Annotated in this window: 14 protein-coding genes; 12 read left to right on the plus strand and 2 right to left on the minus strand. The window is 49.1% G+C overall.

Annotated elements, in window-relative coordinates; translation table 11 throughout:
• Positions 1–120 precede the first annotated feature (120 nt).
• On the plus strand, positions 121–1056 hold the full coding sequence (locus ABIA61_RS22290) for a manganese-dependent inorganic pyrophosphatase (RefSeq protein WP_280740281.1): 936 nt from the start codon (positions 121–123) through the stop codon (positions 1054–1056).
• Positions 1057–1584: 528 nt separating this feature from the next.
• Here the strand turns inward: ABIA61_RS22290 and ABIA61_RS22295 are convergent.
• Positions 1585–2127, minus strand: a complete 543-nt coding sequence (locus ABIA61_RS22295) for a MarR family winged helix-turn-helix transcriptional regulator (protein WP_283654258.1) — start codon at positions 2125–2127, stop codon at positions 1585–1587.
• 110 nt (positions 2128–2237) lie between these two features.
• On the minus strand, positions 2238–3197 hold the full coding sequence (locus tag ABIA61_RS22300; protein WP_404581269.1) for an ATP-dependent DNA ligase: 960 nt from the start codon (positions 3195–3197) through the stop codon (positions 2238–2240).
• 162 nt (positions 3198–3359) lie between these two features.
• Between ABIA61_RS22300 and ABIA61_RS22305 the strand changes: the two genes are divergently transcribed.
• The 11 genes from ABIA61_RS22305 (at position 3360) to ABIA61_RS22355 (ending at position 15568) form a co-directional block, all read left to right on the plus strand.
• Positions 3360–3635 (plus strand): GNAT family N-acetyltransferase, encoded by a 276-nt coding sequence (locus ABIA61_RS22305; RefSeq protein WP_283654260.1) that lies wholly within the window; start codon positions 3360–3362, stop codon positions 3633–3635.
• A 294-nt stretch (positions 3636–3929) separates the two neighbouring features.
• Positions 3930–4493, plus strand: coding sequence for a DUF420 domain-containing protein (locus ABIA61_RS22310; RefSeq protein WP_283654261.1), 564 nt, complete (start codon positions 3930–3932; stop codon positions 4491–4493).
• A gap of 186 nt (positions 4494–4679) precedes the next feature.
• Positions 4680–5954 (plus strand): extracellular solute-binding protein, encoded by a 1275-nt coding sequence (locus ABIA61_RS22315; protein WP_283654262.1) that lies wholly within the window; start codon positions 4680–4682, stop codon positions 5952–5954.
• A gap of 63 nt (positions 5955–6017) precedes the next feature.
• Positions 6018–6899 (plus strand): carbohydrate ABC transporter permease, encoded by an 882-nt coding sequence (locus ABIA61_RS22320; protein WP_283654263.1) that lies wholly within the window; start codon positions 6018–6020, stop codon positions 6897–6899.
• Complete coding sequence (locus ABIA61_RS22325; RefSeq protein WP_283656173.1) at positions 6899–7789, plus strand: carbohydrate ABC transporter permease; 891 nt, start codon at positions 6899–6901, stop codon at positions 7787–7789. Before ABIA61_RS22320 ends, ABIA61_RS22325 begins: the two co-directional genes overlap by 1 nt.
• 52 nt (positions 7790–7841) lie before the next feature.
• Positions 7842–9668 carry a protein O-GlcNAcase gene (locus ABIA61_RS22330; RefSeq protein ID WP_283654264.1) on the plus strand — a complete coding sequence of 609 codons (1827 nt, stop codon included), beginning with the start codon at positions 7842–7844 and terminating at the stop codon, positions 9666–9668.
• A 100-nt stretch (positions 9669–9768) separates the two neighbouring features.
• A complete protein-coding gene (locus tag ABIA61_RS22335) occupies positions 9769–11310 on the plus strand; it encodes a DUF4127 family protein (protein ID WP_283654265.1) in 1542 nt (513 codons plus the stop codon).
• A 5-nt stretch (positions 11311–11315) separates the two neighbouring features.
• Positions 11316–12035 (plus strand): N-acetylmannosamine-6-phosphate 2-epimerase, encoded by a 720-nt coding sequence (locus ABIA61_RS22340; protein ID WP_283654266.1) that lies wholly within the window; start codon positions 11316–11318, stop codon positions 12033–12035.
• Entirely contained in the window at positions 12013–12852 is an 840-nt protein-coding gene (locus ABIA61_RS22345; protein ID WP_349361899.1) for a MurR/RpiR family transcriptional regulator, read from the plus strand. The genes ABIA61_RS22340 and ABIA61_RS22345 overlap by 23 nt, the downstream gene beginning before the upstream one ends.
• Before the next feature lie 102 nt (positions 12853–12954).
• A complete protein-coding gene (locus ABIA61_RS22350; protein WP_283657533.1) occupies positions 12955–13932 on the plus strand; it encodes an ROK family protein in 978 nt (325 codons plus the stop codon).
• 25 nt (positions 13933–13957) lie between these two features.
• The gene (locus ABIA61_RS22355) at positions 13958–15568 is read left to right on the plus strand and encodes an FAD-dependent oxidoreductase (protein WP_283654268.1); all 1611 of its coding nucleotides are present in this window, start codon (positions 13958–13960) and stop codon (positions 15566–15568) included.
• The last annotated feature ends 348 nt before the right edge of the window (positions 15569–15916 follow it).

The following is a 15916-nucleotide window of genomic DNA, read 5'->3' on the forward strand; positions in this document are numbered from 1 at the left end:
AGATTATTTTTGAAATCATTCAAAGGGGAATGGGAGAATACGAGATTTAATGATATAATCTGCATTGGAATTGTTGATATTTTATGAGGATGTAAAATGCTTAGTGCAAAGGAGTCGATTATGTTGGCAAAAACATTGATTTTCGGGCATAAAAATCCGGATACGGATACTATTTGCTCAGCTATTGCTTATGCAGACTTGAAAACCAAACTGGGCGCGGACGTGGAGCCGGTTCGTCTGGGCGAGGTAAACGGGGAAACGCAGTATGCACTGGACTATTTCAAAGTGAGTGCGCCGCGTCTGGTTGAACAGGTTGCTGCGGAAACAGACAGCGTTATTCTGGTCGATCATAATGAACGCCAGCAAAGTGCGGTTGACATTGACAAAGTGCGTGTAACTGAAGTCATCGACCATCACCGGATCGCTAACTTTGAAACAAGCCAGCCGTTGTACTTCCGCGCTGAGCCTGTAGGCTGCACAGCCACAATTTTGAACAAGCTGTACAAGGAAAACGGGATAGCGATTCCGAAAGAAATCGCAGGTCTGATGCTGTCCGCGATCATTTCCGATTCCCTGTTGTTCAAATCCCCAACCTGCACCGACCAAGACGTAGCTGCTGCCCGTGAACTGGCTGAAATCGCTGGTGTGGATGCAGATAGCTACGGTTTTGATCTGCTGAAAGCAGGAGCTGATCTGAGCGGTCACTCGATTGAGCAGTTGGTGAGTCTGGATGCGAAGGAATTCCAGATGAACGGACGCAAAGTGGAAATTGCGCAAGTGAACGCGGTAGATGTGAACGACGTGCTGTCCCGTCAGTCCGAGCTGGAAGTAGCGCTGTCCCAAACAATTGCAGCTAAAAACCTGGACCTGTTCCTGTTCGTCGTAACAGATATTGTGAACAGTGATTCCATTGGTATTGCCCTGGGAAGCCAAGCACAAGCGGTCGAAAAAGCCTACAATGTGCAGCTCGACGACAATAAAGCCGTTCTGAAAGGTGTCGTATCCCGCAAATCGCAGATCGTACCTGTATTGACAGACGCTTTTAACAGTCTGTAATTCGGAAGCAGGCTACGATACAAAAGAAGCCACCTGAATCCAGCTACATTAAAGCAGCGGAAGCAGGGGCTTCTTTTTTTATTTCTTCAATTCTACCAGTACGTCTCTGATGCATAAATTCAAAGGCCGTTTTGTTTTCAAACTAAAATGCGATTTTTGCCGTATCCCCAGTAGTGTTTCCATATCCTTTTACAGTCTATGTTACATCCTTTAAATAAAAGATATGATGTGCCAGTGGGGAGAGAAAAACATACCAACTTTGGAGACTGTACAGCAGTAGACAGAGGTATCTGACTTACTTCTTTTATCGTTTTTCAAAGTGATCCGATGATTAAAGGTTGTCAACAAACTTCAAATAATCCTGTACGCTTTTCTCCAATTTATTTGAAATCGCTCTTGGGATTGTTGCAAAATGCTCAAGCATATATGTTCTTGTCCGCCGACATCAGCGCAGGTGGAAGATGATGCAGTGATTCTGAATCAGACGCCTCCACCATTCTGCCAGCGGATATGCGAGCAGTCTTTGTCTCAGTCCTCGCACCATTTTTCTTCTCCCTCCCTGGGACCAGTTAGACGCGAACCTTTCACATCTTCAAATGCAGACCGTACGCGTGACAGATAGGTTTCAAACTGGCAGATTTCCGACTCGCTAAAGTCCGACATCAGGCGTGAGGCCAGTCCTATGAAAAAAGGGTCCATTTGATTGATCTTGCCTCTTCCTTTATCGTTCAGAGAAACAAAGATGCCACGCTTGTCATTCGGATCATCGTATTTGTTAATGTAGCCATCTTGTTCAAGGGAAATGACCATGGAACTGATCGCTGCCCGGCTTACACCCATTTTCTCAGCCAATGCAGAAGGGGATGACATTTCGTCTCTTTGCGCAGAAAGCACACAAAGTGCTATATATTGCCCATAGGAGAGCCCGAATTCACGTGAACGTTTCTCCATGCCTTTACGAATTTCATACGTTATAGAAAATAGCTCTACCAAAACACCAATCGGTTTATTGCCACCTGGAAACAGATTATAGGCCAGTTGACGAATTTCGGAGTCCAAGAAAAAGAACATGCGATCCACCTCGATGTAGTTAATTAGTTAACTGTAATTTAATTAACCACTGGTTGCAATGATTTATACAAACTTTATTCCGCTTTTTTTAAATATATCTGCACAACTTATCATGACCAAGGTCCAATGCACTGCCCTACGTCCTGATTTACAAAAGCCTGTATAGAGGGCTGGCGGAGGGTACGCCCTTCCTGCCATCGCCACTCACTGTATTGAACCTTGGCGGTATACATAGGCTGTACCCATATTGCATCCCGATGACGATCCGGCTCATTGACAAAAGGCCGCGCTGAAATGGTATGCGGTCTCAGTCGCTCCGTAAGCTGACGCCAGTCCTCTCGCGTAAGCTTCCCCGTGCCTGCATGTCCAATGTAGCGCAGCCTTCCCTGCTTGTCGTACAGCCCCAGCAACAGAGCATTGATGACGCCTCCGTTTAAAGTGTAGCCTCCAATGACAGCGATGCTATCGCCGTAATTCTTGACCTTGACCCATCGACCGTCCTGCCCGCCAAATGTGTAGGGGCTGTCTAAACGTTTGCATACGATACCTTCCATCCCTTCACTGCGTATCACCTGAAACAGAGCTTGTCCATCATGATGAGCAGGCGCCAGTTGAACCCGTTCATTCGGCAGGATGACCTGATGCAATAATTCGAGCCTTTCTGCCAGCGGTTTACGGTGAACCCATTCCCCATTCAAATACAAAATATCAAACAGCATGTACGTAGCAGGCACAGCTTCATAAGCCGCTTGAATCCGATCTGTTCGACGAATCAGGTCGCGGCGCATAATGTCATGAAACGAGGGCTTACCATCGGCTCCCAGTGCGATCATTTCCCCGTCCAGAATTATCGATTCAGCCTGGCAGTATGAGGAAAATGTAGCGAGTTCTGGGTATAAAGGAGTTCGTTCATGCTGCTTCCGGTTAAACAGACGTGTGCTACCCTGATTGTGATATGTCAAAATTCTCGTGCCATCCCATTTTATTTCGTACCGCCACAGGCCCTCCGTAGGGATTTGTTCACTTTGCACAGGTTCAAACGGGATAACGGGTTTCATTTCCGAACGCAAATACAACACCTCGCCTCGCTTTTTTGGAATAAGGATAGTGTCGACGATAGGCTTCTTTTTATGTGAGGATTTTGCAAATTCTGATGTATGAGATGTTTCGTTGGACCTCAAATCGGGGAATGATAAGGATATCTAATCGTCGGCAGAAAGGGGCTCGGTTTCATGAGACAAATTCGCGAGGAGGACCATGCGGTAGTCATGGTGGATGATGGACAGGTGGTTGCGGAAGTAGGCTATAAAACCATAGATGACCATTCCTTGGTCATTGACCATACATTTGTATCCGAAAAGCTGCGGGGGCAAAAGATCGGCAAGGAGCTGATTGACAAAGTCGTGCAAATGGCGAGGGATCAGCATAAAAAGGTCGTTCCCGCTTGCTCGTACGCACTGGCCCTGTTCAAGCGTCATCAAGAATATAGTGACGTCTGGCAGCAGTAACCGCGGGGAATGCTCGTATTACAAGTGCATAAATACCACAACATCGGGACGGGTATTCAGGTCTTCCCGGTGTTTTTTGCGTGTACAAAGCCCCTGAAATGGCCGTATTCTATTATTGATATGTTAAGCAAATGGTTATTCTAAGATGCTAAAGCACATTTTTAAATTGTCGGCTGTGAAATTGTTCATACTGTTGTCACTTCACAGGCCGTCCTCAGGTTCTATATAATATAGTATGGTTATTACCACAACAAAAAACGAAAAGTTTGAATTTAAACGAAGGAGACGCTCATTATGAATAAAGCGAGTGAGGACAAGCAGTACGTTCCAACGAGCAAACGTAATTTTACAGCCTTGATTATCACCGTTTCCATCATAGCCAACGTGATTATTTTGCTGCTGTTCTTTTCGCCGATTGGATACCAGGGTAGTGTTAGCTTCGATATCACCATTTTCCCGAGGTTGAATGCGATTTTTAACAGTTTCACGTTTATTTTTCTGGTGGCGGCGTTGGTTGCCATTATCAAGAAGAACGTCAAAGTGCATAAAACATTTGTTTTACTGGCCTTCGCCAGCACTGTTTTATTTTTGTTTTCCTACCTGACCTTCCACTATATTTCGCCGGAGACTGCAAAATTTGGCGGGGTGGGCATTATTCGGCCGATTTACTTTACGTTGCTGATTTCACACAGCATACTGGCTGCCATTATCGTACCGCTGGCCCTGTTCACGGTTGTATGGGGATGGACGATGCAGGTGGCGAAACACCGTAAAATTGCACGCTGGACCATGCCGATCTGGTTGTATGTCAGCTTGACCGGGGTACTCGTGTACGTATTCATGGCCCCATATTATTAAATAGACTTGAACCCTCAGCAGGTTCAATGAGGAAAGAAGGCGTCTCTGCTAACAGAGACGTCTTTTTTATATCAAATAAAAGAAAAATTATTCCTTCTAAATTTATTTTATTGAAAAAACGTTCCTTCTCCAACGGTATTTCTGCTATAATTTGCCTTAATCAACTAAGAATAAGGGGGTCACCATGTGACGAAGAAAGCGAAAGGCAGGTTACGGTTGCTTGTTTCTATGCTCGTGCTGGTTGTGCTGCTGAGCAGCTGCGGTGGCGGAGGCAAAAAGCCGGAAAACGTTAACGGAGGAAAAGTGACACTGCAATTTTGGACCATCGCGCTACAGCCTACATTCACCCCGTATTTCAATCGGGTGATTGCCGATTATGAGGAGAAGAATCCCAATGTAAAAATTGACTGGAAGGATTACCCTTATGACGCAGTGACTAATAAGCTGTTGACGAGTATCGCTAGTGGCAGCAGTCCGGATGTAGTGAATCTCAATACGGAATTTGCCAGCCAAATGGGCTCCAAGGGTGCTGTTGTGGATATGAATGAGCATTTATCTCCGGAGGAAAAGGCTGCTTATTTCGACGGTATCTATAATTCTACAGTTATTAACGGCAAGGCATATGCACTACCTTGGTATACCGGCACGGAAGTGCTCTACATGAATACGAAGCTGGTAAAGGAAGCCGGATTAGACCCTGCCCATCCGCCCAAAACGCGGGAGGAATTGTCTGAATGGGGCCGCCAGGTCAATAGAAAAATCGGTAAAGCAGGCTACGCGCAGCAGCTTGTATCCAAGCTTTTTGCCATAGACGGGATTCCGATTTTGAATAAAGAAAAGACAGCAGCGGCGTTCAATACACCGGAAGCGGTCACTATGATTGATAATCTCAAAAAGCAGATGGAAGACGGTGTCGTGCTCAAAGAGGACGCTGAATTTTCACAGCAAGTGAAATATTACGCGGGTGAGCAGGTTGCTTTCGAGCTGGCAGGCCCGACGTTCATCAACTTTATCAAAACGGCGGCGCCGGACGTATACAAGAACACGATCGCCGTTCCTGTACCTACAGGTAAAGCTGATGTACGGCTGTCCAACACCATGGATCTGGTCGTACCGACCAAGTCTGCACATGTGAATGAAGCGGTGAAGTTTGCTGTTTTTCTGACGAATGCGGAGAGCCAGACGGCTTTTTCCAAAGCGGCTAATACACTACCTTCCACAAAGGATTCCATTAAAGACCCGTACTTCACACAGTCTGATCAATCGCTGGAAGCACAAGCGAAAGTGGTATCCGCGCAAAGCTTGGATAAGGCGACAGACTACATGGTCGGTGTTCCTAATGCCAAGGACGTGAACAGCGCTGTTACGCGTGCTTTTCAAAATATTATATTGAACGGAACGGACACGAAGCAGACGCTTACTGCTTTGGAGCAGGAAGTGAACGATATTTTAAAGCAATAGATCAGCAGGAGAGTCATACGGAGGCTCTCCTGTTCATTTATCAAAATCGGGTGGTGATGCAGCATGATCAAATGGTTGAGGTCGGAATCCTTTACGGCCTGGGCCTTTATGACGCCGGGACTGTTATTGCTTGCCGTCTTTGTATTTTGGCCTATTATTTACAGCATTCCGCTGGCATTGACGGACTACTCGGTCATATCGGATACCCATTATGTCGGTCTGGATAATTTCGAGGCAGCGTTTAAGGACCGCAACTTTCTCATTTCGATCTGGAACTCATTGGTGTACGTGCTCATTGTTCCCTTTCTTCAAATTTTCTCCATCCTGATGGCCGTGCTGGTGAACAGCCGTATACCGGGAATTAAAATATTTCGTACGACCTACTACATTCCTGTCGTAACTTCGATGGTAGCCGTGGCCTTGATTTGGAGCTGGTTGCTTGGCAATAACAGCGTTGTGAATTATTTGCTTATGCAGGCAGGCTTGATCAGTAAGGACATTCACTGGCTGTCAGACAGCTCTTTGGCCTTGTATGTACTCATGTTCATCACGATGTGGAAGGGACTCGGGTATTATATGATGCTCTATCTGGCCGGTTTGCAGAACATTCCACAAGACCTGTACGAAGCCGCCAGAGTAGATGGAGCAAGCCGCTGGCGGCTAATTGTCCATATTACACTCCCGTTATTAAGACCCTACGTTCTGTTCTGTACGCTCATATCGCTTATGGCGGCTATTCGCGTGTTCGATGAAGTGTATGTGCTGACCAAGGGTGGGCCGGGAACAGCCACGCTGACCTCCAGCTTGTATATTTTCCAAAAGGGGATGGAGCAGTTTAACTTTGGTTATGCTTCGGCGCTCGGCTTAATTGTCGGTGTAGTCATTGCGGTGCTCAGTATTATCGTATTCCGATTCAATAGGAAAGGTGGTATCAATCCCTATTGATGAATTTACAGAATGATAAAATGCTACAGTCGCCCCTTCCGAAAAACGAAAATAGCCGCATCATTCGCAACCTGGGGCGAGTTGTAAGGATGACGGTGATCTATGTACTGCTCGTGCTGCTCGCTCTCTTTTTAATGGGGCCGTTCCTATGGCTGCTCAGCGTATCGCTCATGCCTGGCCGTAACATTTTCTCAACGCCACCGGCGATTTTTCCGACCTTTATTGATTTTGATAATTATGCTCAGGTATGGCAGTTTATGAACTTTCCGAAGTATATGCTGAACACGGTGATCATTACGGCACTTGGCGTTATTTTCAATGTGGTGCTCGCCAGTCTGACGGGATATCCCTTGGCTGTATTTCGTTTTAAGGGTAAAAATCTGGTGTTCACGCTACTAATTTCCACCATGATTATTCCTTCATATACGTCGTTCATCGTACATTACCTGACCATTCAGGGGCTTCATCTGGGCAATACGTATTTGGGTGTGGTGCTGCCTGGAGCTGTCTCTGTGTTCAACATTTTTCTGATGCGGCAGACGTTTATCCATATTCCTACCGATGTGCGTGATTCCGGTAAAATGGACGGCGCTTCGGAATTCCGGATTTGGTGGCAGCTGGTGCTACCGCTGGTGAAGCCAGCACTCGCCGTCATTTCTTTGCTGGAGGCTATGTCGTTCTGGAACAGTTTCCTGTGGCCTATCGTTATTCTGAACGACACGGAGTTATACCCGCTGGCGGCTGCGCTGACGTATCTCAATGGTCAATTTGCCTATAACTTTGGCTGGATTGCAGCGGGCACGATGATTTCGGTACTGCCGATCATTATCTTGTTCCTGTTCACACAGCGCTACTATATGGAAGGCTTGGCGGGTGCAGTAAAAGGATAGACCGGAAATATCGGATACGGACGATCCGTGAATGGAAGGGGAGACGGTTACGATGGAGCTGGCGAAAGGAACGCGGCCCAATTCCCGTGTGGGGCTAACAACGCAGGAGATTCAATATTATTTTCGTGATGTGTATGACAGTGGGGCAAAGCTGGTCATACCCGAACCACATTTGATTTCTGAGTTGTCCTCCCGCTTCGGGATGAATCAGGAATATGAAGGCGTTCTGGACCCCGACGGGCCGATCAAGCTGATCTTGCCTCCAGGACCAGGCGTGCCGACCGAAACACGCGGTAGCGTGCAATTGGTACTGGAGTACGATGGAGCGCTCGTTGCAGACGGCTATCGTTTGGAGATTCACAAGGAAGGTCGAATTGAAATTCATGCAGCTAATAAAAGAGGGCTCAAATACGGCATGGATGCCCTGCATTTGCTGCTTCAAGTCGAACAAGAGCGATGTACACTTCCTGTAGTGTCCATTCGTGATGAGCCTTCTTTTCCGGTCAGAGGGATTATTGAAGGCTTTTACGGAGAACCGTGGAGCTTGGCGAATCGGCTGGATGCTGTCCGTTTTATGGCTGCGCATCGGATGAACACATTCATGTATGCTCCCAAGGATGATCCGTATCATCGTGAGTTATGGCGAGAGCCGTACCCGGAAGACACGTTTGCGCAGATCCAAGAATTAAAGGAAACCTGCGACCAGCATGAGATCGATTTTCATTACTGCATCAGTCCAGGGAATGACCTGAGCTTTGGCAGCGATGAAGATTTCCTCAGTTTGACGGAAAAGCTGGCGGCTGTGATTGCCATTGGCGTGCGCCATTTTTCTATATTAATGGATGACATTGACTATGTGCTAAAAGGAGAAAATCGACATTTGCTGGGTCGCTCGGGCCACGCTCATGTCTTTTTGACGAACAAGGTGCATACATGGCTGGCTGAGCGGTTGCCTGAATTTACGCTGACAGTCTGTCCCTCGGAATATTGGTCGTACTGGGATACCGAGTACAAAAAGGATTTCCGTGAGCGGCTGCATCCGGAGATTAAGGTGTTCTGGACCGGATACTTTGTGTTTGCTCCGCATATTGGCCGGAAGCACGCCGCCGATAATCATGCGTTCTTTGGGCACGAGCTGTGGCTGTGGGATAACATTCCGGTGAATGATTGTGACCGTGACCGTTTATTCCTCGATCCGCTGCGCGGGCGGTATTCCGGGCTTCCAGACTGCGGACATACCGGTATGGTAGCCAACCCGATGAATCAGTGGGAATGCTCCAAAGTAACGCTCATTACGATGTCTCATTATATGTGGAACAGTGAGCGGTACATGCCGGAACTTTCTTGGGATTGGGCAGTGTGGGAGTTAGCGGGGGAGCGTGCGGAGGAACTGATGTTTTTCTGCCGTCAAAACAGGAACAGCCGACTGGGCGGCAGCACGTATGAGGACGTGGACCTTGCTTTGCAGTTGCGCGATATCCCGGCGCTGGATATGTACTTTGAGCGGCTGCTCCAAGCCGTGAGCGTCCTGCGGCAAGTACCCGCCGATGATCCGGCGGCAGGCTTCGTAGCACAGGCCATGCCGTGGCTGGAACGCGCCGAGCTGGACGCTGATCTGTGGCGTACGCTGCGCCAAGCTGTGGTCAGCAGCGAGCGGCAGAGCGGCACGCAGGCAGAGGAGAGCAGTACGCCGCCGGAAGTGGTTGGCGGGCAAGGGCCTGTGCTCCTGCTGGACGAAGTCGTGGGCGAACTCCGGCGCTGTATCACTGCCTGTCTGGAGACGGAGGCTCGGCTCGGCAGTGATCCGGCGATCCGCGCAGCCGAGCGGTGGGGCTACGTCAGTCAGGATGAACAAGGCAAGTATCGACTGATCTTGTGAGCATTTTGCCGATGGATTAAGAAACCAAGGCAGCATAGCTGCCCTGAAAATAACCATTTGCCGTTAGGATAACGGTAATTTTCAGGAGAGGTGGATGCGTGTGGTGAAGCCAAACACTCGTGTGCTTTTTGTGCCGCTGGATGAGCGGCCCTGTAATTATGAATTTCCTTATTTACTGGCGCAGGGCACAGATTTGGAAATCGAGCGTCCCCCGATGGAATGGATGGGACAAAAGAAAATTTCCGGTGATACGACCCAATTGTGGGCTTGGCTCGAAGAACGTGCAGCGGGAGCCGATGGAGCCATTATTGCGATGGATACGCTGCTGTACGGCGGAATCGTGCCATCTCGTCTGCATGGAATGACAAGTGATCAGGTCGGTGACAAGGTGAATCGACTTCGCAGGCTCAAGCGGCTTTATCCGCAGATGACCTTATATGCTTTTCAACTCATTATGCGCTGTCCGCAATATTCTTTGGCTGACGAAGAACCGGATTACTACGCCGATTGGGGGCGCGAGATATTCAGGAAGGGCTTTATTGAGCACCGTCAGGAGCTGGGGATTGCTACCTCAGAGGAGCTTCTTGAATTATCTGACATCAACGAACGTTTGCCTGTAGAGACACTGGAGGATTATTTGGGCCGTCGCCGTGTGAATCTGGAAGCCAATGAAGCCGCACTGGAGCTGGTAGCAGAGGGTGTCATTGATTTTATGATCATCCCGCAAGATGATTCTGCCCCCTACGGCTATACTGCCAAGGATCAGCAGCGGCTTAGAAAACGTATTTCCAATCTTGGGCTGGATTTGAGCGTGTACATGTATCCGGGGGCAGACGAAGTCGGCTGTACGCTGCTGGCGCGGTGGGTTAACCAGGCGAAGAATGTTGTGCCGCTTGTCTATCCAAGGCTGTCCGCTTTGCAGGGAGCATTTGTGATTCCGCTTTTTGAGGATCGTTATTTTTATGAAACGTTAAAATACCAGATTATGGCGGCAGGTGGACTGATCGCTTCTTCAGCGACAGAGGCTGATTTGATTCTGTTGGCTAACACGCCCGGAGACGCCATGGCGGAAGCATCCTCCCAACAGCGTGCAATGGCCGGATATGATGTATACCGAAACGTGGTGGAGCTGGTCGAATACGGCGCCCATATGCTGCGGTATACAGGCAAAAATATTGCGGTAGCTGATGTAGGCTATGCCAACGGAGCCGATCTTAAGCTGCTTAGACTCTTGAAGCAAAAAGGGCTGCTTTTTGAGCTGGCAGGTTATGCAGGCTGGAACACCAGCTCCAATACGCTGGGAACCGTCATTGCCCAGTCCATGCTGTACAGCCACTATGGGCCTACAGCAGAGCATCTGGATTTTCTGGCGTTGCGTTACGCCGAAGATGCATGTTATTGCGCTGTGGTGCGTACCGCCATGAATAACGGGATTGTGGAACAAATGGGCTTCAACAAGTTTATGCTCGATGGACAGAGAGGCTCGGTTACTGCGGTTATTCGCGGAGAGCTGGAGCAGGCGCTCGACGAATATGTAAACGGGCCGGAGGGCTATGTGGAAATTACAGATTGCTATATGCCGTGGAACCGCACCTTTGAAGTCGGATTGACCGTACGGCATCATGCCGAAGAGAGAGGGTGATCCCAATGGGATTGGAAGCTGTATTATCAAAAGTTCAGCACGGCCTGATCGTATCCTGTCAGGCACTACCGGATGAACCGCTGCACGGATCGGATTCCATGGCCAAAATGGCACGCGCCGCTCAGCAGGGCGGAGCTGTGGCCATTCGCGCCAATGGCGCAGCAGATGTGCGTGCGATCAAACAGGCGCTTTCCCTGCCAGTCATCGGCCTGATCAAGCGGGATTATGATGATTCCGATATTTACATTACACCGACCCTTCGAGAGATGGAGGAACTGGTGGATGCGGGCGCAGATATCATCGCCCTGGATGCTACATCACGTCCGCGCCCGGGGGGATGTAGGCTGAAGCAGCTCATAGATTACGCCCATAAGCATGGAGTGGCCTCTATGGCGGATATATCCACACTGGAGGAGGCGCTTCATGCGGCTTCCCTCGGCGTAAGCTGCGTATCCACAACGTTATCCGGTTATACGCCATACTCTGCTCAGATCGATGGACCCGATCTGGAGTTGGTTCGGAGAGCGTCAGAGCTGGTTCCCGTGCCTTTAATTGCGGAGGGCAAAATCCATGAGCCGGCGCAGGTGGAGGAAGCATTCCGGCTGGGTGCACATGCAGTGGTTGTAGGCTCGGCAATTACCAGACCCCAATTGATTACGCAGCGGTTTGCCGATGCCGCAAGGAAGGCAGTGAAGTGCATCTATGGAGATGAACGACCGAATTAATACGTACTTTCCTTCATTAACAAAATCGGAGCAAAAGGTTGCTTTGTGCGTACTGGAGCGCCCGGCAGATATCATATATTTCTCCGTGACGGAGTTAGCTGATTTTGCAGGTACAGGTGAGACGACCGTCATGCGCTTTTGCCGGAAAATCGGTTTTAAAGGCTATCAGGATTTCCGACTGTCCCTGGCGCAAAACCAGGCTTATCGCAAAACCGATACGGGTGGGGAAAACACCGACCCGGACAACGAACATGATATTACCCGCATGGTGTATCACAATATGCTTGATATTTTGCACTCCAGTATGGGACTGCTGGACCGTTCAGAGCTTGGACGTGCGATAGCGTGTCTTGACCAGGCAGGCTATGTCCAATTTTTTGGTGTAGGTGCTTCGGGGATTTCTGCGCAGGACGCCAAAAACCGCTTCTTACGAATCGGGCGGCGTGCTGAAGCCGTGACAGACGGACATATCCAGTCGATGATGGCGGTGTCCATGAAACCCGGGGATGTGGCTATCGGTATCAGTGTATCGGGAAGCACGCTGGATACCAACGACATGCTGCACAAAGCCAAGCAAAACGGCGCGACCATTATCGCGATCACCAATTATGCAAAATCGCCTATCACCTCCATTGCGGATATCGTGTTGCTCACCGCAGGCAAGGAAGCCCCGATGGAGGGAGGCTCGATTGGAGCCAAAATCTCGCAGCTATTTGTCATTGACCTCATCTGCGAAGGGCTTGCTCGCAAGCACACGAGTCATACCAAACAGATGAAGGAAAAAACAGCAAGGGCGGTCATTGAGCGAAGTTATTGAGGTTTTGAAGCGGAGAACCGTACCCCTTCGGCTGTGTCATATCGTTAGTTATTGTTGTGGTATATGACTTGCTATTATAGAAGCTTTACGTAAAGAGCGTGTATGTTGATATCATTTGGCTACAAGGAGGACGCTGTGGTGGCAGATGCTGTGAACAGAGTCATTGGGATCGACATTGGAGGAACATCAGTGAAGGCCGCTGTAGTGGAACAAGATGGTTCGGTACTTGATGAAATCCGGCTGGATACGGACGCTTCTCGCGGGCGTGATTGGCTACTGTCACGGGTATCCGAAGCTGTGGAAGGACTGAAACGATCCCTGGGAGACACCAGCAACAGCACCAGCGGCGGCATCGGTATCGACGCTCTGGGGATCGCTACGGCTGGCAGAGTAAACGTGGAGAGTGGTGAGGTTGTGTATGCCACGGATAATCTCCCTGGCTGGCAAGGCACGCACTTGGTAACGTGGGCGAGGGAGAATCTGGCCTTACGTGCTGTTGCCGACAATGATGCGAATGCCGCTTTGCTTGGAGAAGCGTGGCAGGGAGCGGGGAGGGGCAAGCAACGCTTGGCCATGCTCACCTTGGGAACAGGTGTCGGTGGCGCATATATGGAACATGGCTTGTTGTGCAGAGGGGCTCATTGGAGTGGCGGCGATTGGGGACATAGTATTTTATTCCCAAGAGGTCTTCCTTGCAATTGTGGAAAAAAGGGCTGCGCCGAGCAGTATGTATCAGGTAGCGCACTGTTACGCCGGGTCAGAGAATACACAGGTAAACAGTATCGCTCGGGAATCGAGATCATGAAGCAGGCTGCTCACGGTCACTCGGAGGCGCTTCAGGTACTGGACGATTACACCGCAGATTTAGCCGTGCTTCTGGTCAATATCTCGGTCACCCTTGATCCCGAGGCTATTATCGTAGGCGGAGGGGTAGCAGATGCGGGAGAAGTCTGGTGGCCCTTGCTGGAAAAGCATCTACAACAGCTGGGAGTCGGAACGGAAGTAAACCGGGCGTTATTGGGTAATCGCGCTGGAATCATCGGTGCGGCACGGCTTGCTTTTGAATTAACGGATTCCTAGAACAAGTATGAAAGGGGAACGAACCATGACGCAAAATCGGCTTGATACTGACATTGTTGTGATTGGCGGAGGTCTGGGAGGAACATCGGCAGCTCTTGCGGCTGCGAAGGCTGGCATGAGAGTCATCGTGACGGAGGAGACGGATTGGTTGGGAGGACAGTTAACTTCACAGGCCGTCCCCCCGGATGAGCACCGATGGATCGAACAGTTTGGCTGCACAGCAACATACCGTGAGTTCCGTAATCGTGTACGTGACTATTACCGTCAGAACTATCCTTTAACGGAAGAAGCCCAAAACGATCCGATTCTTAATCCCGGCAACGGTTGGGTAAGCCGTCTGGCTCATGAACCACGAGTAGCTCTACGGGTGCTTGAGGATATGCTTGCTCCCTATTTGAACACGGGGCGTGTTCGCGTATATTACCACACCGTGCCCATAGCCGCTCAAACGGATGCTGATTGCATTTGTTCCGTAACTGTTCGTACCTCGGATAGCCTTGATGGTGGGTGTAGGGTTATGGTGTTGCACGGAACGTTTTATCTGGATGCCACAGAGTGCGGGGATCTTCTTCCGATGGCGGGGGTGGAGCATACGAGTGGAGCAGAGTCGCGGTATGATACAGGTGAGCCTCATGCTTTGGAGTGCGCTGACCCTATGGATATGCAGTCTATTACACATGTGGCGGCCGTGGATTACATCCCTCAAGGAAGCTTCATTATAGAACGGCCGCAACAATATGATTTTTGGAGAAATTATATTCCTTCCTTTTCCCGTTTCCCGATTTTGAGTTGGTTTGCTACAGATGCGGATGATACCAGCAAACTAAAACAGTTCACTTTGTTTCCTAACGATCAGGGTATTGTATCTTTGTGGGATTACCGTCGCATTGTGGACCCTTCTATATGGAGCAAGCCATTAAATGATGGAGAGGTAACACTTTTAAACTGGGCGCAAAATGATTATTACCTCGGTCCATTGATCGGTGTCACTGCTCAGGAGCAGGAAAGACGTAGAGAAGGCGCCCGTGAATTGACCCGTTCTTTAATCTATTGGCTCCAGACCGAAGCACCCCGGCTAGATGGAGGATTCGGTTATCCGGGTATTCGGCCCCGTGGAGATTTCCTTGGCACCTCAGATGGTCTTGCCAAAACCGCCTATATTCGCGAATCGCGCCGAATTCAAGCCAAGTATATGATATCGGAGTTCGATGTAAGTCGTGAGCTTCGGGGGACGGATGGGCCAAAACGATATGCGGACAGCGTAGGTGTAGGCAGCTATCATTTGGATCTCCATCCGACCACTGTATCTCAGCGGACATTTTACATTCCTAATTACCCTTATGAAATTCCGTTAGGCTCCCTTATTCCGGTGAGAGTGCGTAATCTGCTTCCCGCCTGTAAAAATATAGGGATGACTCAAATCGCAAATGGCTGCTATCGGCTGCACCCCACGGAGTGGAATATAGGTGAATCAGCGGGTAGTCTGGCGGCTTACTGTGTGTCCAACGGAGTATTCCCGATAGAAGTCAGCGAATCGGCAGAGCATCTGGGGCATTTTCAAAGCAGGCTGCTTCGCCAAGGCGTGGAGTTACACTGGCCTGTGGAAGTATTTGAGCCGGAGGGAGTTACCAGCTAAAACGTGAGGGGCTATTGCCCCTTGGCTGACTTTGATAAGGTCAAAAGATAACTTTAAAAAAGTAACAAAAAAAGTGCTTGCTAAGTTGCTTGGATATATGATATATTATTTGAGCTGACAACAAAACAGCTGTTTCAAAAGTGAAAAGCTTGGGTACAATAATCTTTATAAAAGAAGAAAAAATAAAGCTTGCATTTCTGAAATGAACATGGTATGATCTTATAGCTGCTGAAAAACACAGCGAAAAAGAAATGTTTGATCTTTGAAAACTGAACAACGAGTGAGTACGGATTTTGCTTGCAAAATCCAACGCTGAGATTTTGGTACATGCCGTCAGGCTGTATAAAA

Origin of the sequence: Paenibacillus sp. RC21 (assembly GCF_044907935.1) — a bacterium.
In the GTDB taxonomy this organism is placed as follows: domain Bacteria; phylum Bacillota; class Bacilli; order Paenibacillales; family Paenibacillaceae; genus Paenibacillus; species Paenibacillus terrae_A.